This window comes from Paenibacillus rhizoryzae (assembly GCF_059686995.1).
Window position 1 is genome coordinate 25,105 of the sequence record NZ_JCAALT010000019.1, and the last position, 22,064, is coordinate 47,168.

Genomic DNA, 22,064 nt, shown 5'->3' on the forward strand with positions numbered 1-22,064 from the left:
AAGGAGGTATAACCTAACATGTCGGACACGCTGCAATCGATTCGTGAGTTCATCAACCAAACGGATATCATCAGTACCCATGAACATCATCAGGAGGATGCTTTCCACAAGTCGCTGGATTTAGACAAGCTCCTATCGACCGCCTACATCGCGTGGCATGGACTTCCTCGGGACAAAACAGCGCAGGAACGGCAAAGCTGGCTGGAGCGCGTTCGCTATAATTCGTATTTTGTCTGGCTGGAGAAGGCGATTCAGCAAATATACGGCACGGGTCAGATCACGGAGGCGAATTGGGCGTACATTTCCGGCCGCATCCAAGAGACGCATCAACAACAGGATAGTCATATTCGGCTGCTGCGCGAGCATGGCCGCTACATCCGGTTTCTGGAGGACTGCTTCTGGGATACCGGAATCGATTTGGGGCATCCGGAGATCGTCTCCGCTGTCTACCGTATCGATCAATGGATGACCGCCTATACGCCGGAGCTCGTCCAAGAGCAAATTTCCCCGAACTTGGCGGGTAAAGTGAATACGCTGAGCGGGTTTGAGGATGCGCTTAGGGATGAACTTCGCGCAAGAAGGCCGGGGATCGTGGCCTTGAAGAATGCAATCGCTTATCAACGCACGATCAGCTTCCTGCCTGTTACGCGTGAAGAGATTCTGGGGATTTATGGGAAGTCGCCAGAGCTGCTTACAGAGCAAGAGAAGCTCAAGTTTGGCGATTATGTCATGTCACTGACTGCCCCGCTTTGCGCCGAACTGGATTTGCCGATCCAGCTTCATACCGGACTTGCGCAATTGTCAGGCTCAAGCCCGATCCTATTGGAGCCGTTCGTTGCACGAAACCCTAAAACTAGATTCGTATTCTTCCATGGCGGGTTCCCGTGGGTCAAGGAAACTGCAGGCATTGCGCATAACTACAGAAATGTCGTGCTGGATATCAATTGGTTGCCGCTAATTTCGACGACGAGCGCGGTCGAGGCGTTGCATACCTATATTGAGGTACTGTTCGATTCCGGCCATATCACTTGGGGCGGAGATTGCCAGACCTCCGAGGAATCGATAGGCGCCGCCATGGCATTCCGTCATGTTTTGACCAAAGTACTGTCCGAGAAAGTGAGAGACGGATATTTCGATGAACGGCGCGCGATGTCCTTTGCAGAGAAAATCATGTATCGGAACGCGCAAAACATCTATAACTTGTAATCGGGCCTTGATGGGAGGAGGGATAGCATGTTATTCGGCATACCGTCGATTATTTCACCGGAGTTGTTGAAAATTCTGATGGAGATGGGACATGGGGATGAGCTTGTATTGGCGGATGGCAATTTCCCGGCTGTCACATGTGCGCAGCGTTTAGTTCGTGCAGATGGGCATCGCATTATTGATTTGCTGGAAGCTGTGCTGCCGCTGTTTCCCCTTGATTACGCTGTCAAGCAGCCTTATGCAGTCATGTCCTTGCTTCCGGAGCAAGAAACTCCGGTTGTTTGGCAAACGTACGGGGATACGATTGAACGGTTGTCAGGCAACTTTGCCGGCATGGAATATGTAGATCGATTTGATTTCTATGAGAGGGCGAAGAAAGCATTTGCCATCGTCATTACAAGCGATACCGCCTACAAAGGGAATCTGATCTTGAAAAAGGGTGTTGTTCGGCCTTAATTTCTTGCTTCCGGAGGTGAAATATGGAGAAAAGAAAACTTGGCAACTCGGAGCTTGCGCTTAGCGTACTTGGACTTGGGTGCTGGCAGTTCGGCGGCGGAACCTATTGGGGGCCGCAAGATCAACAGGATGTCGATGCCGTCGTTCACCGGGCGCTTGACAGCGGCATCAATTACTTTGATACGGCTGAAGTATACAATGACGGAGAAAGTGAAATTTCACTAGGCCGTGCATTGAAAGGCAGACGGGAACAAGCGATCATTGGGAGCAAAATCAGCACATCGAATATGTATCCGAATGTACTGGTGCAGCATTGCGACAACAGCTTGAAGCGATTACAGACCGATTATATTGACCTGTATATGCTGCATTGGCCGATTTCCGGTCATGCCGTTGCTCACTTTACTAAGGATCAAGATCGGATTGCAAAGCCGCCGGATTTGCATGAAGGGTTTCAGGCGTTGTTTGATCTACAGAAGCAAGGGAAGATTCGCCATATCGGCATCAGCAATCATGGGATCAAACAGATGGAAGAAGTCAAACAGACCGGGGTTCCGGTTATCGCCAATGAAATGGCTTATAATTTATTTTCCAGAGCGATTGAAGAAAGCATTCTTCCGTATTGCGTGGAGAATGAGATCGGGGTCATTAGTTATATGCCGCTCTTACAGGGGCTGCTGTCCGGCAAATATCATTCGATCGAAGAGATGAAGCCCATGCAAACACGCTCCAGGCATTTTCATCACAGTCGCGGCCAAGGGACGCGTCACGGTGAGGAAGGTGCAGAACGGGAAATCGTGTACGCTTTGCAAGAAATTCGCCGGATCGCGGATGAACTGAATATTCATACTATCGAGTTGTCCCTAGCCTGGGTGATCGCCAATAAAGGAATCGTGACATCCATTGTCGGCTCGCGCAATGTCGAACAATTGGAGATGAACATCCAGGGGGCGTATTATCAACTACCCAAAGAGATAATAGATCGGCTTAACCGAATCACGGAGCCTGTATTGAAGACACTGGGAACGAATCCGGATTACTATGAAAACCGTAACAACAGCCGAATTTGTTAATTTGAGGAGTGACGGTCTACTATGAAAATCAAAAGCTATAGTCTTTATCAAGTGCCGCCTCGCTGGTTGTTTCTGAAAATTGAGACGGATGATGGCTTGTATGGATGGGGAGAACCAATCGTTGAAGGGCGCGCCTCGACGGTAGCCGTTGCGGTAAAGGAATTGATGGAAGTATTAATCGGTAAGGATCCGCTCCGTATTGAGGATCATTGGAATATGATGTACCGATCCGGGTTTTACCGCGGGGGTCCCGTTCTGATGAGCGCAATTGCCGGGATTGATCAGGCGCTGTGGGATATCAAGGGGAAATATTTCAATGCGCCAATCTATCAACTATTGGGAGGGGCATGCCGCGATAAGATCCGTGTGTATTCTTGGGTTGGCGGTGACCGTCCAAGCGATGTGGGGGCTTCGGCCAAAGAGGCGCTTGAAAAAGGCTTTACAGCAGTCAAGATGAACGGGACCGAAGAATTACAGTACATTGATTCTTATGTCAAGATTGATCGAGCTGTGGAGCGTATTGCCGCCCTTCGGGAAGCGGTCGGTAATCAATTGGAAGTCGGAATCGACTTTCACGGCCGGGTTCATAAGGCGATGGCGAAAGTACTCGCCAAAGAACTGGAGCCGTATCGCCCGATGTTTCTTGAGGAGCCGGTATTATCGGAGAACAATGAAGCATTGCGGGAACTCTCCAGGCATACGCACATACCGCTTGCGACCGGAGAAAGAATGTTCTCCCGCTGGGATTTCAAATCTTTGCTGGCAGACGGATGTGTGGACATCATTCAACCGGATCTATCGCATGCGGGAGGAATCACGGAGTGCAAAAAAATCGCATCTATGGCGGAAGCTTACGATGTTGCGGTTGCCTTTCATTGTCCGCTCGGTCCGATCGCACTCGCTGCGTGCTTGCAAGTGGATGCTACCGCGCACAATGCCTTTATCCAAGAACAAAGCTTGGGCATCCATTATAACAAGGGGAACGATCTGCTGGACTACATGCAGGATCGGACTGTCTTTGACTATAAGGATGGATTTGTAACGATTCCGCAAGGTCCTGGCTTAGGAATAGAGATCAACGAGGACTATGTCAAAAAACAAGCTGAGATCGGCCATGATTGGCATAATCCAATTTGGCGACATGAGGACGGTTCAATCGCAGAATGGTAATGTGACGCTGCCATGATGAAACAGTTAAGAAGGGATGATCCGTTAATGTCAACAGAACCGAAGATCCAAGTGGAATTTCTGGGAAATATCGGACACACTTCTACATTAGCTTTTACATCTAAAACGATTACGAATATTCCTGTTCTAACGCTTAACATCGAGAATGTGCGAACGGGAACCTTCGACAAAAGCATTTCTTATTATTGCGTGTCCCAAAAGTGTGAAGTATGGGAAACGGATGCAGGAATGGATATTGAAGTTGAAGGTTTGCTCTGTCTCGAACCAAAGTTAATGCCGGGACCCAACATTCCCTTCACACTGCATATGCGGGTCGTCCCCGAGCAGTACAGGATTACGATTGAGAGCAGGTTAGAGATCTCGTCCGAGGAAGCTCTGTTCTCATTTGAACCTTGTTTACAGTCATCTTCTTTTTCCATTGAGAATCACCCGGCATTTGAAATGGCGAGAAAATCGTTCGGGTTTTTCAAAGGAAAAGGGTTCAGATGGCTGTCGGACGTGGAAAGAAATCGTGCTGAGTATCAGAATGAACCCTACAAAGAAGGCCCGTGGATACAACGATTTACAACGGAGGCGTTCACCAAACAAGGTGAAACCGCTTTGCTGGCTCCGGTTGGCTGGGTGTCGGATGATAATTCGCATATCATTGCCACTGCAAGCGATAATCCTTATGAGCTGGGAATCCGCTGGGGTCCATGTTTGCACAGCAATATCGCAGCGGACGGTCCGAATGCCAAGTCATTAACGGCCAAAACAGTCGTGTATATTATGCCTGCTGATTTGCCATTGCTGACGAGCATGTTTCAGGAAGATTTCCCTTATGCCGAGGATCATGTAGTATCAACCCGGCCTGCGATTTGGGCTACGGACAAAGGCATACTGCTTGATGGTCTGGAAAATGCGATGAATAGCGGCTGGCTTGTAGAAGGAAGCACGTTGGAGCGTTATAGAAGCGAAGGAAACTGGACGAACGGTAATTTACATATGTTTCTGTATCCGGAAGGTGTGACAGAAGGCTCGGGTTCGACTTTGTGGACGATTCCACAGGGGCAGGGGGAGGCGGAGGCGATTGTGATCCGACCTTTGAACAACTACCTGCACGATAATCCTGCCTTGACGCATATTGCCTTGGATGTCATGGACCGTGGGAAGGATGTCGTCGTTGAAGTGTCACTGAAGAACGGCGATACCTACAGCTTCCGTGAAATCTATCAATTACGCTGGATGTCGACCAGACGAATTGTAATACCACTGGATTGCAATGGTGAATCCAAGGCAGATCAAGTCTCCCTGGAAATCAAAGTTGCCAAAACGAATAATCCTTGTAAAATTGTGCTGGATAACCTTCGCGGATTTATAAGCAAATAATCCAATTTTATTATAATGAGGCGATTCATATGGACAATGAGAAGATGGGAAGACCGGTAGAGATCGTTAGTATTAGCTTTCGCAATCGACCGCTTATCGAAATCAGTGCAATCGTAGAGCAAGAGGCTGCTAAAGGATGCGACTTGATTGTATTGCCGGAAACGTGGAGAGGGAACGATGCGGAGCAGATCGACAGTGAAGCGGTCTTGACGATGCGCGCCTTGGCTAAGCGATACAATACCTATATTATCCATCCCATGTTTCGGCTAATCGATGAGAATAAGCAGGCGAATTCTGCCATTCTTATCGACCGAGAAGGGGAGATCGTTTGCATTTATGACAAGGTCTATCCATTCTGGAATGAGTTCGATTTGACTCCGCCGGTTGCAAGCGGTGTGGAAGCGCCTGTCTATCAAACGGACTTTGGAACAATTGGTATGGCCATCTGTTTTGATGCCAATTTCCCCGAAGTATGGAAGCGATTGGCCCAACAAGGTGCGGAACTTGTATTATGGCCAAGTGCCTATTCGGCTGGAACCTCTCTGCAGGCACATGCAATCAATCATCAATTCTATATTGTGACATCGACCCTGTTAAGCGATTGTATTGTCTATGATATTACCGGCAAGGAAATCCATTATTCAAAGAATCCCGGAGAAATTAATATCAGTCGAATTACACTCGACCTGGATCGCCGGATCTTTCATGAGAACTTTAATATCGATAAGAGAGATGCGCTCTTAAAGGATTATGCGGGGCGAATTGAGCAGGATTGCTTGATGGAACGGGAACAATGGTTTACGCTGCGTTGTCTTGATCCGGACGTCTCCGTGCAACAATTGGCACAACAATATGGATTGGAAGAGTTGCGGGCATATAAAGAAAGAAGTATGAATGGTATCGATCGTATGAGAGGATTCCGTTTCGTCAGCAAAACCATATAAGTATCGCACGACGCCGTATCTTGGCATCTAAATTTAAATATTGTCAGATTAATCAATTGAATGAGGACCCCATTGCCGCGCTGTTATGTTGATATTCCAGCGGCTGTGGGGTTTTATTCGTATACAAAAAGAGAGAGTGGCAGCGAGAAATTCACCCAGTTAATGTAAGCGTCGAATCTCATTAAATTTAAATATTGACATAAGTATCGGATCTACTTATGATTAAATTATTAAGATAAGCCGTATGTAATTCTAATTTAAGAAGGGAACGAACATCATGAAGGTGAAAACGTTTGCTTCTGTTTTTGTTTTTGTGCTGATATTTTCGTTGACGGCTCCTACTTCTCTTGTATTTTCATCCACGAATAACTTGCCCCGTTCTGACGAAAATATCATTTCAGGTATATCATCCAGCACGGATTACGAGGAATATCTTGCTTCCTTTAGCTCCAATGAGAAGTCGAGTGAATCCTTAACTCCGATCACCGTTGATGTCATGCATTATTCATCAGCCGCTAATGTCGAGCCGGTTGGAAACTTTCTGGGTCGCAGCGGGCTGCTGACCAAAGACAATTCCACGGTGGAATATGAGATTACCGCGCCTCATGCGGGGCTGTACACCATGTACATAGAATATTCTTCGACAGAGCAAGGAAGTTCCGACCCGGAGCGGGCATTGCTCGTCAATGGCAGTGTGCCTTACAACGCGGCTGGAGACTTATCGTTTCCGCGTTTATGGAAGAGCAAAACAAATATTAAGCAAGATCCTCGTGGCAATGACATTCGCCCCTTTCAAATCACCTACCCACAATGGCAAACATTATTTATGCAAGATGCTCGGGGTTTCAATATGAAGCCGCTGGAATTTTATTTAAATGAAGGCAAGAACACAATTGCTCTGCATGCATTGCGAGAAGAAATGATCATCGGTTCCTTGACTTTGCAAGCGCCGGAACCCTATCCCGCTTACGATCAGGCTTTGAAAGGCTGGCAGCAGCAAGGGTATTCGCCTTCGGATACCAAGATCCAGTTCATCGAAGGTGAGTCGGCCATCGCGACCAATGATCCTACGCTTTATCCGATCAGCGATCGTTCATCACCGAAGGTTTCGCCTTATCGAGGCTCGAAAATAGCTATAAACGCAATTGGAGGAAACAACTGGAAGAAGCCAAATCAACAAATCAGTTGGACTGTTCACATCGATGAGGCTGGACTTTATCAACTTGCCTTGAAGGGCAAACAAAACTTGTCCCCAGGGCGAATCTCATACCGGAGGCTGCTCATTGACGGGAAAGTGCCATTCTCCGAAGTGGAAGTCATTCCGTTCAAGTATTCAACGAAGTGGAAGAACTATTTGTTTGGCGATGATCACGGCGATCCATTCTGGTTTGGGCTTGAACCCGGCGAGCATACCATTACCTTGGAGCCCGTACTCGGCGGATTAGGCGAGATCGTACACCAAATTGAAGAATCAGTTGCCAGCCTGAATGACGCTTATCGGCAAATTATCGCCATAACAGGCTCTACGCCTGATGCCTATCGCGATTATGCGTTGGACGAATATTTACCGGGGATCATGGTTGTGTTTGAGCGCGAGGCGAAGACGCTTAGCAAGTTGTCACAAAGTCTATCCGCGTTGACAGGCTCAAGAAGCAGTGAATCGGCTTTAATTAAGAATTCATCTGCCCAGTTAGAGTCCTTTGTACGCAAGCCTGAGACCATTGCCAAACGGTTGAGCAGCTTCAAATCCAATCTGGCAGGTATGGCAACCTTGATTCTTACGCTAGGCGAACAGCCGTTGACGATTGATTACATTATGGCAGGTCGACTAGAGGGGGAAATGCCTAAGGCTGAAGCGAATATATTCGCACGGATGTCACATGAAGTGCGCATTTTTGTATCATCCTTCTTCGAGGATTATGATGCCATCGGTACGGTATCTACTGAGCAGCAAGATTCGATTGACCTTTGGATGGTGACAGGACGCGATCAGGCGCAGGTAGTGAAGCAAATGATCGAACAGTCCTTTACGCCGCAGACGGGAATTCAGGTTAATTTGAAGCTGGTGCAAAGCGGCAATCTACTTCCTTCCGTTCTGTCTGGCATTAATCCGGATGTGGCTATTCAAGTAGGGATGGCTGATCCGGTCAACTATGCCATGCGCGGTGCTTTGATGGATTTATCAAAGTTTAAAGATTTCGACGAAGTGAAAGGCCGCTTCCTTGACAGTGCCGTAGTTCCCTATCAGCTAGCAGATGGCGTGTACGGACTTCCTGAGACACAATCGTTCCTGCTGATGTTCTATCGTCGAGATATTCTGGAAAGTCTCGGCGTAGCGCCTCCGCAAACCTGGGATGAGATGGTCCATGTGCTGTCGGTGCTGCAGGAAAACAATCTAGAGATCGGACTTCCATTTTCAAATGTGGAAACGAGCGGATACGGCACTTTGAATGGGGGCATGGAGACGTTTATGACGTTTCTCTTGCAAAAAGGCGGTGCCTTGTACAGAGACGGAGGGCGTGTATCTAACCTTGACTCGGAAGTAGCGATTAAAGCTTTCGATCAGTGGTCCTCCTTTTACTCGAACTACAAAATTCCGCTCGTGTTTGACTTTGCGAACCGGTTTCGCCTGGGAGAAATGCCGCTTGCGATTCAAGATTACACGGCGTATAACATGCTGTCGGTATTTGCGCCCGAGATCAAAGGTTTATGGGGCTTCACGGTCGTTCCGGGGACAAAGCAAGCCGATGGATCCATTAATAGAGCCGTTCCGTTTGTCGGAACCTCGTCGATTATGTTCAAGAAAGACAATGACCATCCAGAGGATTCGTGGGAGTTTCTGAAATGGTGGACATCAGCCAATGTGCAGGAGCTTTATGGACGAGAAATGGAGAATTTGCAAGGGGCTGCCGCTAGATATCCTACAGCGAATGTCGAGGCGCTGAGCCGACTTCCATGGACTACTAGCGAATATAAGGTAATTCGTACGCAAATGGATGAGGTCGTAGGGACTCCGGAGGTTCCGGGCGGATATTTCACGCCGCGTCACATCGATAATGCATTTCGTTCGACAGTGATGACACAGCCGCCGAAGAGCCCGCGGGATGCTATTCTGGACTATATTAAATATATCAATGAGGAATTGGAAATTAAGCAGCGAGAATTCGTCAATCGAAAATAAGAGGCTTGCAAGGAGGTGACTGGCATGTCTTCTACATCTATCGTGAAATCAACTTCGCCAATAAAGATCAGAAAGGTGAGTAAGATAAGATCGAAATTGCAGACGCTCATTAGCGAGATTGGAAAAGCAAAAGTATCCTACCTATTGTTGGCTCCTTATGCCCTGATCTTCACGACCTTTACGATCATTCCGGTCATTACGGCGATCGTGCTGTCGTTTACAGACTTTAACCTGCTGGAAATGCCTCAATTTATTGGCTTCCAAAATTATATCAGGCTGTTTGTGTCGGATGATGTATTCCTGATTGCCGTTAGGAATACGTTATTCTTCGCAGCAATCACTGGGCCGATCGGATTTCTCGCATCGTTCATTGTCGCCTGGTTGTTGAACGATCTGCCGCGCTGGATCCGGGCAACGCTAGTTGTCGTGTTCTACTCGCCGAGCATTACAGGGCAGGTTTACTTCATCTGGAAGGTGTTATTCTCAGGTGATGCCAATGGGTATGTAAACGGTATTTTGTTGAAACTCGGGATGTTGAACGAACCGATACAGTGGCTGCAAAATCCGAAAACGATGATGACGGTCGTGATCATCGCTGTACTTTGGATGAGCCTTGGCGCCGGCTTCCTGTCGTTCTTAGCCGGATTTAAAGGCGTTGACAATGCGCTCTATGAGGCAGGGCGCATGGACGGCATTCAGAACCGCGTCCAGGAACTTTGGTTCATCACGTTGCCTTCCATGAAACCGATGCTGATGTTCGGATCGATCATGGCCATTACCAACTCGTTCATGGCATGCGATGTCATTAATGATCTTGTGGGCTTTCCCAGTACGGATTATGCGGCGCACACCGTTGTTGCGCATTTAATGGACGCTGGCACAATCCGTTTCGAGATGGGCTATGCCTCTTCCATTGCGACAGTGCTGTTTGTCTCAATGCTTTGGATTAATAGAACCGTTCAAAGAATGCTAAGCAAGGTGGGGCAGTAACTATGGCCAATAAATTGGGTGTGCGCTCGCTGTACGGAAACGTCATCAGTATGCTGTTTTTAGGATTTCTAGGCGCATTTATGCTGCTTCCCCTGATCTATGCTGTAAGCAATGCTTTCAAGCCTTTGGACGAATTGTTTTTGTTCCCGCCGACCTTCTTTGTACGCAAGCCGACGGGACAGAACTTTTCTATGCTGTGGATGATCATGTCGAATTCATGGGTGCCATTCTCCAGATATTTGTTTAACTCACTCTTCTACACCATAGTCGGTACGATCGGACACGTCCTGTTCGCGACAACGGCTGCATATGTACTGGCCAAACATGAATTCCCCGGCCGCAAGCTGTTCTTCTCCATCATCATTGCATCCTTGATGTTCACACCTCAGGTTACTAACATCCCAAACTATCTCGTTATGACATTCCTTCATTGGGTCGATTCACCGCTTTCTATCATTATTCCGGCTTTCGGGTATTCACTGGGTTTGTTCCTGATGAAGCAATTTATCGAGCAGATGGTACCGGACCCTATCATTGAATCAGCGAGAATCGAAGGGGCCTCGGAGCTCAGAATTGTCTTTACCATTGTCATGCCGATGGTGAAGCCGGCATGGCTGACCCTGACCATCCTTTCTGTGCAGGGACTGTGGAGCAACCCTGCCAGCGCATTCATTATTTCCGAGCAATTCAAAACGTTGCCCTATGCGCTGTCTCAAATCTTGCAAGGCGGCTTTGCCCGAATGGGTGTCGGCGCAGCGGTATCCGTATTTATTATGGTGGTACCGATCACCTTGTTCATTATCATGCAAAGCAGAATCGTAGATACGATGGCTGCATCAGGGATTAAGGAATGATGATTGCATAATGAAAGGGGGGAGTCCGATGAAAAAAAAGGTCTTGCTTCTATTATTAGCTGTGTTATGTCTGCCGCTTCATGCGATGGCATACAGCCCCAATCAGACCTACACCTACAATATCTATGGGGAGCCTCTAGCGTTGCGAGATGCCTATCAGGTGGACAATATCGTTGATGGCACCAAATTAGGAATTACGTCGTTCAACAATATTAACAGCCTATATGTCAAAGACAATCAATTATTTATTTGTGATTCCGGCAACAACCGCATCGTCGTGATGAATGCTTCTTTGAAGCTGGAACGTGTGATTGAAGGATTTGTACGAGACGGTAAAGAGGAGAAGTTCAACTTTCCGACCGATATCGCAACCGCTTCGAACGGTGATTTGTACATCGTGGATTCTAGAAACAATCGCATTGTCATCCTCTCGAAGGATGGGACATTCATCAAGGTAATCGACCACGTTACCTCCGAAATGCTCGGCGCAAACTATCAGTTTACCCCTACGAAAATTGTCTTGAACAGTACGGATAATATTTTTGTCGTTGCCAAGGGTGTCAATTTCGGGATTATGCACATCGACCTTAACGGCGATGTCAAAAGCTTTCTAGGCGCAGCAAAGGTCGGTTTTGACCTCATGCTCTATTTGAAAAAACAGATCTTGACGAAGGAGCAAGCCAAACAGCTCAGCCGGATCGTGCCGACCGAATATAACAACATCTTCGTCGACAAGAACAACTTTGTTTATGGAACGATCAACGTTGTTGATCCATTAGTCTTGTACAACAGCATCAATAGTCGATTGCTGACAGTTGGGGGCGTTCAGGTGAATAACTTGAACGAATCGATCTCAGCCAAACTTCTGAGATGGATCTCGCCTTCGGCATCTCAATCGGGGCAAGATGACGTGGTGAAGAAGCTCAACCTGAAGGGCGACGATATTCTGCGAAGGTCGGGATATTATCCCGTTGCAGGAGACTTGGACTTCAAAGTGAAGGCTGCCACCCGGGATGCGAAGGCCGGGCCGTCCAGCTTTGTCGATATTGTGGTGGATGATAACGGGATATTCAGCGTATTGGACCAGAATCGCAATCGGATTTTCACCTATGACGACAACGGAGTGCTGCTGTATGCCTTTGGCGGGACGGGCCGCAATGAAGGATTGTTCGACAAGGTCAGTTCCATCGAGAGGCTGGGCGATTCTCTTCTCGTGGCCGACTCGTTAAGGAACGTGGTCGTCGCATATCGGCCAACCGAATTCGCTCAAAGTATCGAACAAGGTATCAAAGCATATCGAGATGGGCTTTATGAGAAGTCTGTGGAGAGTTGGAAGAAGAGCCTCAGCCTTTCGTCGAATTTTGAGATAGGCTATATCGGCGTGGGCAGAGCGTTGCTTCGGCTTGGCGAATACAAAGAAGCGATGCACTACTTCAAAATAGGCGAATATCGCGAAGGTTATAACCAAGCTTATGAGCATTACCGGGAGTCGATTCTGCGGGATGTAATTGGTTACGCGATCGTCGCTCTCGTGCTGCTCAGTTTCCTCCGTTTCCTGTGGCGGCGGCAGAGAAAAAGCCGTCTGCAGATGATCAAGAATAATGCAGGATAGCGGAGACTCTTCTGGGGGAGGTGCGATGAATGATCAAAGAAATTCGTTATATCAAGCATGTCTTGTTTCACCCGTTTGACGGGTTTTACGACTTGAAGCACGAGCAGCGCGGCTCAATCAGAGTCGCCGTACTCATTATGGCGATGATGCTTGTTCTTACGATCTTGCAGCGCCAGTTGACGGGTTTTATCTTCAATGTCAATCGGATGGAATCGCTCAATATCATGACCGAAGTGTTGAATGTCGTCGTCCCATTCGTGCTGTTCTGTGTGGCTAACTGGGCGGTTACCACCTTGCTGGATGGAGAAGGCGGCTTTAAAGACATCGTCATCCATGTTGCTTATGCGTATGTGCCGGCCGTCATCCTGGGATTCCTATTTCTGATCGCTTCCAACGTCCTGACACTGCGGGAGATTGCATTCTTGCGTTATATCAACATGTTTTCGGCGCTTTGGGTCGGATTTATGTTGTTCATAGGCACATTGGTCACACATCAGTACACGATTCGACGAACGATACTCGTATTTCTGCTCGTCGTTCTGTCCATGGGCATCATGTTGTTTACGTTTATATTATTCTTCACGCTGATTGACCGATTCGTTTCTTTTATCAGCACGATTATGCAGGAGATCAGTCTTCGTCAATAGGAAGGAGAGGTGTTCCGTGCACAAGAGAATCACCGCTTTTTTGCTTGTGATTATGCTGGTCTTGTCGGTATTGACCGCCTGCGGTATTCCGAATGATTACAATCATGATCGTAATCTCGACCGATCTTCTGCCACTCCTTTGACGCTCGAGGGCAACGATTTCGTCAAGGTGGCGGAGAACGACAATTTGGAGCTGTTGTTGAATCCGGATAATTCGGAAGCGGCGGTCAAGGATAAGAAAACCGGCCGGATGTGGTATACGAATCCCCCGGCGAAGTCGGGAGATGCCATTGCCACAGGTGTCAATTCCTCCGAACTGGCATCGCAATTCATCATTCAATATGCGGATAAGGCGAACCACATCAGTACAGCGAACAATTACGAGCTGTCCGTTGCCAATAAACAATTCAAGTTCTATAAGACCGATCACGGGGTCAAGGTGGATTACTTGCTGCAACCCAAAGGCGAAGTAACCTATATGCCGCGGGCTGTCACCCAGGATGACTATGAGAAAATCATTTTGGCCAAATTCCCCAAAGCCAAAGACAAGAACTCGCTCAAGAATGCCTATAACAAGGTAGTCATGGCCAAAGAGAGTGCCAAGCGCAGAGAGGATATCATTGCGCAGTATCCGCTCGCTGCCAATATGGACGTCATTTATATGCTGTTCGGCTCGGTCTCCAACACAGGGCTTACGCGCATCAGCAAATTGTTCGAAGAAGCCGGATTTACGCTTGAGGACAAGCAGGCATTCGAAGCAAAAATGGGCATGATCGAAACGGAAGCCGTGAAGTGGTTCACGATCAGCGTTGAATATTCGTTAGACAAGGATAATCTGGTGGTGTCCGTTCCTACTTCGGACATTAGATCGAGCAAGGAATTGATCGTCACCGGCATTACCTTTCTGCCTTTTTTCGGCGCCGGTCAAGCGAAAGAGGACGGATATCTCTTCATCCCGGATGGCAGCGGAGCCATTGTCGACTTCAAGGACAATAAACCTTTCAAGTCTGAATTCAATATGAAGTATTACGGAAACGATAATGCGCTGGATATTTCGTCGCAAACGGTGACCATGCAGAACATGCATCTCCCGGTACTCGGCATCAAAACAGGGGACCAATCATACCTCGGCATTCTGGAAGACGGTGCGGCTCTGGCCTCTTTGCAAATCAATAAAGCCGGACGCATCAATGAATACAATTCTCTCGGACTCTTGTACAGCATACATGAGAACAACACGGTCGGCCTGCAGTCCCTCAGCAGTATAGCCGAGGTGCGGGTGTATCAGAAGACAGCCTATAAGGGAGCATATAAAGTTCGCTACGCTTTCTTCGTCGGTGATAACGCCAATTATTCCGGGATGGCCAGCTATTATCGTCATTATTTGCAACAATCAGGCAAGCTGAACCAATCAAACGAATTAAACAAGTTGAAAGACTTACATACCTACCCGTTTTATTTCAATCTGGTCGGATCGGTTAACAAGAAATCGTCATTCCTGGGCTTTCCTCGCGATACGGAAATCGGACTGACCACGTTTGATCAGGCAGGTGATATTCTACAGCAATTAGCGGAGAAGGGCGTTAAGGACCGGGTAGTCAAGTATACCGGATGGATGAAAGGCGGGATCAGCAATACGGATCCCGATTATGTCAATCCATCAAGCACATTAGGCGGCAAGAAGGGGCTAAACCGCTTCCTGACAACGACTGCTGAACAGAACATCGGCGTTTATTTCGACTGGAACGGTTCCTATCGGAATACCATTCGCAACTCATGGTTTGATTCTTTCCGAGAGTCCCGGGATGCGGCGCAATATATTACGCAGAAGACGGCATACAAGCGCACCTTCTCCATCAGCACCGGCAATGTAAACCGGAAAGAATCGTGGTACATCTATAATCCGGAATATAAAAAGAAGCTCTCCGATCAATTCAATGCTTCGTTGCAGAAGAACAACAAGATAAATGGCATTGCGCTGGAATACGAAGGGTTAGATTTAAATTCGGATTTCTTTGATGAAAATCAGTATGACAGAACCATGAGCCAACAAAATGATGAAGCGGTCATGCGCGAGTTTGCTGACAACGTTGCACTGATGGCGTCGGGTACAAACAGCTACGCACTGCCTTATGTCAGCTTCATTGAACGCATGCCGGCAACTTCTTCGATGCTGGATTTCTATACGTATGATGTGCCATTCTATCAGTTGGTCGTTCATGGCTTGATTCCATATGCGACGGCTCCGATTAATCAGACACAAGCCACGCCGCAGGTGGAACTGCTCAAGTTGCTAGAAACCGGCAGCATACCTTCCTGGATGTGGGTATACGGAGGCAGCGAAGAGTTGAAAGATTCTAACTTCAACAACTTGTACTCGCTGGATTATCAAATATGGTTCGATGAGGCTGTGCGAATCTATAACGAGGCGCGTGGCGTGCTGGAGCCGCTTGCTGATGTTCAAATGGTGAATCATGAACGATTGCTGGATGATGTATACAAGGTCACATATGCGAATAACACCAGCATTTATATCAATTATCGCCCGTCGGAAGTGACAGTCGATTCAATGAACCTGCCGGCGCAATCATATAAAGTTATCCATTAGGAATCGCAAGAGAGGCGGTTATCGCGATGAAATTCTGGAAATTCGCATCATTTGCCCGTATTCCGATCTCGACGAAGAACAGCATTGCCGGTTACTTGTTTATTTTGCCCTTCCTGCTCGGCTTCGTCTGGTTCTTTATGAAGCCGATCGTCGAGTCGTTAATCTACAGCTTCAGCTCTTTTCAGAATACGGCCACAGGGTTTAAAACTTCATGGATCGGATGGAGCAACTATCAATATATTTTTCTGAAAGATGCCACCTTCGCCCCCGAGCTGTTGCAGACGGTCTTGAAAATCTTACTGGATTTTCCTCTGATCCTGATCATCAGCTTCTTAGCTGCTAGTTTACTGAACCAGAAGTTCAGAGGCCGCGCGTTTGCGCGTGCGGTTTTTTTCCTTCCGGTTATCATCACCTCCGGCGTATTGCTTAACTTCGAACAGAACAGCATGATCTTGTTGACCAAATCGGCTGTTGACCCTAACCTGATCGCGGATGCCGGCGGAGGCAACTTTTTCTCGTACAATCTCTATAATTTCCTCACGAGTTCCAAACTTGATATGACTTTGGTGGATTATGTTCTAGAAGCCGTCAATGAAATCTACACGCTCATTACGCTTTCCGGCGTACAAATTTTGATTTTTCTATCCGCCTTGCAGACGATTCCTCCTTCGCTCAAGGAAGCCGCTCATATTGACGGTGCGACAGGCTGGGAATTTTTCTGGAAAATTACATTCCCTATGGTTAGCCCGTTTATCGTCGTTAATCTCGTCTATACCATCGTGGACAGCTTTACCAGGCCGACGAACAAGATCATCATAACCATCAATAAAAATATGTTTGAAAAAGCGAATTTCGGCATTAGTTCTGCGATGGGCTGGTCTTACTTTGTCGTCATTCTTGTGCTGATGGGCATCGTTACGGCCATCATGTCTAGAGGTGTCTACTATGAAAACTAACGGGATCACGCTGAGGTTCAGAAAAAAAAGAGATAAGTGGCAAGCGAACGGATGGCTGAAAGTATTGGGCCAGTTTGCTGTGAAGCTGATTCATTATGTCGTCGTGTTCGGCATCTGCTTTATCATATTGCAGCCTGTCATCCAAAAAATATCCAATGCGTTCATGGCCAAAGAAGACATTCTCGACATTACGGTCATCTATCTGCCGAAACATATCAGCACCTTCTTCATTTCATCAAGTTACATCAAATTGGAATATTGGACTACATTCTTCAACACGTTCGCATTGGCCGGAATCGTGGCGCTCCTGCAAGTGGTGGCTTCTTCGTTAGTTGCTTATGGCTTTGCCCGTTTCAAGTTTCCCGGGCGCTCGCTGCTGTTCGGAGTGTTGATCTTTACAATGGTCGTGCCGCCGATGGTCATTCTGATTCCGCAATATATAACGTTTCAGAACTTTGATGTATTTGGCATTATTGGCATGTTCAAACCCGGAGGCATCAATCTGCTGAACAGTTTCTGGCCATTCATATTGACCTCCATGACGGTGATGGGCTATAAGAACGGTTTATACGTCTATATTTTGCGCCAACATTACAGAGGGCTTCCCAAAGAACTTGAGGAAGCGGCCTATATTGACGGATGTACCCGCTTTGGCACATACCTGCGAATTATTTTACCTAGTTCCTATGCCATGATGATGACTTGTTTCCTGTATTCTTTTGTCTGGCAATGGACGGACGGGTATTACGTTTCCTTCTATACACCGGGATTCGTGACGTTCTCCAAAGAGTTGACTACGGTCGTATTTGAAGTTACTCGGGTCATCATGAATGAACTCGGCCTTAGCGATCAGGTGCTGCCGCCGCTTGGTTATTCCGTAGCCATCGGCAATACGGCTTCCTTGCTGGTCATTCTGCCGCTGCTCGTCCTGTTCATCTTTGCCCAGCGATTCTTCGTGGAGAGCATCGAGCATTCCGGAATCAAATAATAGAGGAGGGTTTCGCTACTATGAACGACAGATCGATGGAGGATCAATGGCAAACGCTCAAGGGGAATAATCGAAGAAACTCCAACAGTCCACTGCCCGGCAACATTACGAATCCCAGAGTGGTCATGGAAACGCAATTCGGCAACTTCAAAGGCTATTTCGAAGTTACCGAAGACACCGCCGTGGACCGTCAAATGATGCAAGCTCCCGAAATGATGGATGCTAGTTATCATGAGATCGAGAGCCGCTATGAATTCAACGGGCTTAACTATGCTGTGAACGGGCGAATCCTGCATCGGCACGACAATATGAATTATCGCCTGTTTCATCTTTATTCACCGGATGAGTTGAACCTGGTCTATGTGACGGACAGCATGGAATTGCATAACAGCATCAATTCGCTGGTCGTGTGCCGGGTATTGAATGAACAGCTGGAAACCGAGATTCTGTGGCAAGTTGAATTACCCTATTATCATGAGAGACCTCATATCGTCATCGACGATATGAATGGCGACGGTGTGCCTGAGATCGTGGTGGAAGGCTGGGAGGGCATCACGGTCTATGATATCAGGTCAAGGGAACCGATCATGGATTTCCCGCAGTCTCTGCTGCATAGATCTCGCAAGCGCGGCTATGTATTGACGCGCGATTTGAATGGCGACGGATTGCCAGAGGTCATGATCTTGTCCTGTTACCCCTGGGACGTGAACGTGATCAACAACGATGGCGTCAATCTGAGCAAGAATTGGTTTAAAATTTACGACGATCATATCGAATCTGCCCAGGTCATCACGGCGTATACTCGAACACCTGTATGCGACTGCAACGATGACGGCCAAGACGAGATGATCTTCAACATCTGGAATGAACACGGTGACGGTCAATGGCATGTGAAAATATTGGATGCGCTCACAGGCCAGGAAGTCATGGACATTCCCAATGCATATCTACATGACATGGTTGATATCGACCAAGACGGCAAGTTGGAGCTGTTTCTGTCCGAGCCGGCTGGGATCGATGTACCGGAGTATTCCAGAATATCCCTGTGTCACTTGGACGGTAGAGTAATCTACACTTCAGAGAAATCCAAGTGGGGTTATAACTTTGACAGCTTTCACAATGAACAGATGGCGGTGCATCCGGGCCAGGAATCGCAGCAGGGATTGAAATATATCGTAACCGGTCAGATCGGCGATGAGGTTTGCTTCTATGTCTATCAGGATACGGGAATGAACACAACCATTACAAGGCACACGGTGTCAGGAGCCGTCAGAAGCTTTCAAATCCAATATTCCCGGGGGAATCAAGTCAGTCTGATCAAATCGCAGCGCAACGGCCAACTCTTGCTATGTTGGGAAACCAAGTATCAGAATCCGGAAAACTTCAAAATATCGGGCATTCAATTGGAGCCGCTCTGCTGGGGAGTACCGACAAATCAACAAGTCAAGCTGCCGATTATTGCGAGAATGAACGGGGAAAGCAACAGTATCATCGTGTCCAACAGTGTTGGTCAGGTCGTCAATTACGAAGCAGTGAACGGCACCCTGCATGAGCGCTGGTTCACGGACGGCTTCGGCGCGGCCGAGCAGTATAAGAGCCATATTGATTTCGGCGTCGTGGCGGACGATTTCTTGGGCAATGGACAAAATCAGGTGGCGGTGCGCATCAACGGTAAGGGCGGCGGGATCAAGCTGGTCGACGCGAGTGGATTGGATCTGTGGAAGACTGAATTCCCATTGATTCCTTCCGGTTCGCCCAGCGGATTTCGCGGCATTCTGGGCTTCTATACTTCTGCCAATGCGAATGGCCGCAAAGTGCTGGTCGTGTCCGGACAACGCAATGTACAACACACTGGCATCACCTACGGTTTGGATGGCAAGAGCGGCAACCAGCTCTGGTCGCATGATGCGATCCGCAAAGGCAAGTTCAACGAATCGGGCGCTGGATCATTCTATCTCACGGCGTGGGATATGGACGGCGACGGCGTAGATGAAGTGCTGACAGGTTACGGGAACAATGTGTGGGCAGCGAAAAGCGATACCGGTGAAATGCTGTTTCAAAACTTCATGCGCGGATTTTGGGTGGACCGGTGGATCAAAGATTATCGAGCCGGCTGGGTTTCCAGCATTTCCCCGATGCCTCTATCGTGTGAAGGACATTCATCCACGTTCTTCTTCGGCAATGCGGGGGATTCTCACGGCACTGCCAATGTCGAATTGAACAATGAGAACGATATGGAAGATCGCTGCGAGCTTGTATGGGGCAACGAACAAAGAACGTACACAGACCGGACGCATCAATGCGAATTCCACTACCAGGGCAGGAAGCTCATTGTAGAACCGGCCTATCTGAACGGGGCTTCCACGATTCACGCGCTGGACCCGCTGACTGGGGAAGAAGTGGGCGTGTTTTATTCGGTAAAGAGTCCGGAGCTGGCGGTGCCTGTCGCTTGCGATATTGACGGCGATGGAGAACAGGAGATTGTATATACTTCAGGGTCCGCGCTTGAAGCTATTCGGTTTACCGGTGAGGAGTGGAAGGTGGCATGGAGAATGGAGTTTCCTACCTTGTTGTCTTGGCCGGCTTTCGGTGACGTGGACGGCGACGGTTATGGTGAGATTGTCGTAACGGGTACTAATGGTTTCTTATATGTTGTAGATCAGGAAGGAGCATAACAAGCATGAAGATGTGTTTAATCGGCTGCGGAGGGATGTCATCAACGAATCACGGCCCATCCTATCTTCGTTATCGAGAGAATAACCCATCATTCGTGATGGCTGCCTGCAGCGACCTGGACCCGGTTAAATTGGAGGCATATCGAGCAAAATTCGGTTTCGAGCGCGCCTACACCGATTATCGACAAATGATTGAAACCGAACAACCGGACGCGGTATGCGTCATAGTGACTGAAGCAGCTTCTGCAACAGTAGGGAACGCCGTATTGGAATACGGCGTTCCTATGTTTATTGAGAAGCCGCCCGGCAAGACCAGCCGGGAGACGTTGCGCTTGGTCGAAGCGGCACAGAAGCATAATGTGCCGCATTTGGTTGCGTTCAATCGCAGATTCATTCCGCTGATGAAAGTGTGCCGGGCATGGTTGGATGAGTTGGGAGGGGCGGTATATTATGCGCATTATGAGTTTTTTCGCCATGGGCGCAATGACGAGGATTTCTCCGATACGTCCATCCACGCGATCGATGCGGTTCGTTATCTAACAGGCGGCGATTATGAGCATGTGAGATTCAATTATCAGGACATTCCCGGCAAGCGCCCCAGCAACGTATATATGGATGCCACAATGACGAACGGTGCCATCGCGCATATTCACGTATGCCCCAATGCCGGTGTCGTAATCGAACGCGCAACCCTTCATATTGGAGACTCGACGATCATACTGCATTTGCCTATATGGAACGACAGCTACGACATTCCGGGATCGATCGTCATGATCCGCAAAGGCGAAGTCGTGCGTTCAATGACAGGCGATCAGGTATGTGACAGCTCGGAAGTTTATTTGACCAATGGATTTTATGAAGAAAACAAGGTGTTCTTTGACGCTGTGCAAACCGGCGCCTCAATGCCGAGCAGCCTGAAGGAAGCCTATCAGACGATGCTTGTGAAAGAAGCCTATGCCCAGAAGGCTGCGACCTGGTCATCCATTATTTAATTGTTTCTGTGCACGAGCAACAAAGAAGCCCTTTCGTCTCCAAGAGGAGTTTGGTCAAGACCCCATTTAGTGGACAGATAGAAAAAGCCCTACCCAATAAGCTGTCTCCGGTATTGTTCCGGAGACAGCTTATTTAATTTTCTTTGCGGACGATGGTTGTTGTAAAAATAGATATATTCTTCAATTCTGTTTTGTGCTTCCTCAATGGATCGGACATCATAAGGATAGAGTGCTTCCGTCTTCAAATGAGAGAAGAAGCTCTCCATTGAGGCATTGTCGTAACAATTGCCTCGGCTAGACATGCTGATTTGGGCGCCAACCTTTGG

The 22,064-nt window shown here is 48.0% G+C and carries 17 protein-coding genes; 16 read left to right on the forward strand and 1 reads right to left on the reverse strand.

Going from position 1 to position 22,064, the window contains the following annotated elements:
* Positions 1-18: 18 nt before the first annotated feature.
* The 16 genes from AC6ESO_RS29755 (at position 19) to AC6ESO_RS29830 (ending at position 21,738) form a co-directional block, all read left to right on the forward strand.
* Entirely contained in the window at positions 19-1,206 is a 1,188-nt protein-coding gene (locus tag AC6ESO_RS29755; protein WP_497094497.1) for an amidohydrolase family protein, read from the forward strand.
* 27 nt (positions 1,207-1,233) lie between these two features.
* A complete protein-coding gene (locus AC6ESO_RS29760; RefSeq protein WP_497094498.1) occupies positions 1,234-1,662 on the forward strand; it encodes an RbsD/FucU family protein in 429 nt (142 codons plus the stop codon).
* Between the two features lie 23 nt (positions 1,663-1,685).
* Positions 1,686-2,735 carry an aldo/keto reductase gene (locus AC6ESO_RS29765; protein WP_497094499.1) on the forward strand — a complete coding sequence of 350 codons (1,050 nt, stop codon included), beginning with the start codon at positions 1,686-1,688 and terminating at the stop codon, positions 2,733-2,735.
* A 21-nt stretch (positions 2,736-2,756) separates the two neighbouring features.
* Positions 2,757-3,905, forward strand: a complete 1,149-nt coding sequence (gene dgoD / locus AC6ESO_RS29770; RefSeq protein WP_497094500.1) for a galactonate dehydratase — start codon at positions 2,757-2,759, stop codon at positions 3,903-3,905.
* Between the two features lie 45 nt (positions 3,906-3,950).
* Positions 3,951-5,291, forward strand: coding sequence for a hypothetical protein (locus AC6ESO_RS29775; protein ID WP_497094501.1), 1,341 nt, complete (start codon positions 3,951-3,953; stop codon positions 5,289-5,291).
* Positions 5,292-5,320: 29 nt separating this feature from the next.
* The gene (locus AC6ESO_RS29780) at positions 5,321-6,235 is read left to right on the forward strand and encodes a carbon-nitrogen hydrolase family protein (RefSeq protein ID WP_497094502.1); all 915 of its coding nucleotides are present in this window, start codon (positions 5,321-5,323) and stop codon (positions 6,233-6,235) included.
* Between the two features lie 277 nt (positions 6,236-6,512).
* A complete protein-coding gene (locus AC6ESO_RS29785; protein ID WP_497094503.1) occupies positions 6,513-9,416 on the forward strand; it encodes an extracellular solute-binding protein in 2,904 nt (967 codons plus the stop codon).
* A gap of 24 nt (positions 9,417-9,440) precedes the next feature.
* Complete coding sequence (locus tag AC6ESO_RS29790; protein WP_497094504.1) at positions 9,441-10,406, forward strand: carbohydrate ABC transporter permease; 966 nt, start codon at positions 9,441-9,443, stop codon at positions 10,404-10,406.
* Between the two features lie 2 nt (positions 10,407-10,408).
* Positions 10,409-11,260, forward strand: a complete 852-nt coding sequence (locus AC6ESO_RS29795) for a carbohydrate ABC transporter permease (RefSeq protein WP_497094505.1) — start codon at positions 10,409-10,411, stop codon at positions 11,258-11,260.
* A gap of 28 nt (positions 11,261-11,288) precedes the next feature.
* Entirely contained in the window at positions 11,289-12,872 is a 1,584-nt protein-coding gene (locus AC6ESO_RS29800; RefSeq protein WP_497094506.1) for an NHL repeat-containing protein, read from the forward strand.
* A 29-nt stretch (positions 12,873-12,901) separates the two neighbouring features.
* Entirely contained in the window at positions 12,902-13,519 is a 618-nt protein-coding gene (locus AC6ESO_RS29805; RefSeq protein WP_497094507.1) for a YIP1 family protein, read from the forward strand.
* A gap of 16 nt (positions 13,520-13,535) precedes the next feature.
* The gene (locus AC6ESO_RS29810) at positions 13,536-16,127 is read left to right on the forward strand and encodes a DUF5696 domain-containing protein (protein ID WP_497094508.1); all 2,592 of its coding nucleotides are present in this window, start codon (positions 13,536-13,538) and stop codon (positions 16,125-16,127) included.
* 26 nt (positions 16,128-16,153) lie between these two features.
* Positions 16,154-17,083: a carbohydrate ABC transporter permease gene (locus tag AC6ESO_RS29815; protein ID WP_497094509.1), complete on the forward strand. Its 930-nt coding sequence runs from the start codon at positions 16,154-16,156 to the stop codon at positions 17,081-17,083.
* Positions 17,073-18,071, forward strand: a complete 999-nt coding sequence (locus AC6ESO_RS29820) for a carbohydrate ABC transporter permease (RefSeq protein WP_497094510.1) — start codon at positions 17,073-17,075, stop codon at positions 18,069-18,071. The genes AC6ESO_RS29815 and AC6ESO_RS29820 overlap by 11 nt, the downstream gene beginning before the upstream one ends.
* Positions 18,072-18,091: 20 nt before the next feature.
* Positions 18,092-20,746: an FG-GAP repeat domain-containing protein gene (locus tag AC6ESO_RS29825; protein WP_497094511.1), complete on the forward strand. Its 2,655-nt coding sequence runs from the start codon at positions 18,092-18,094 to the stop codon at positions 20,744-20,746.
* Between the two features lie 5 nt (positions 20,747-20,751).
* A complete protein-coding gene (locus AC6ESO_RS29830) occupies positions 20,752-21,738 on the forward strand; it encodes a Gfo/Idh/MocA family protein (RefSeq protein ID WP_497094512.1) in 987 nt (328 codons plus the stop codon).
* Positions 21,739-21,827: 89 nt separating this feature from the next.
* On the opposite strand, the gene AC6ESO_RS29835 is transcribed toward AC6ESO_RS29830, so the two are convergent.
* The coding region (locus AC6ESO_RS29835) for a transposase (protein ID WP_497094513.1) at positions 21,828-22,064 on the reverse strand (237 nt) is incomplete at its 5' end.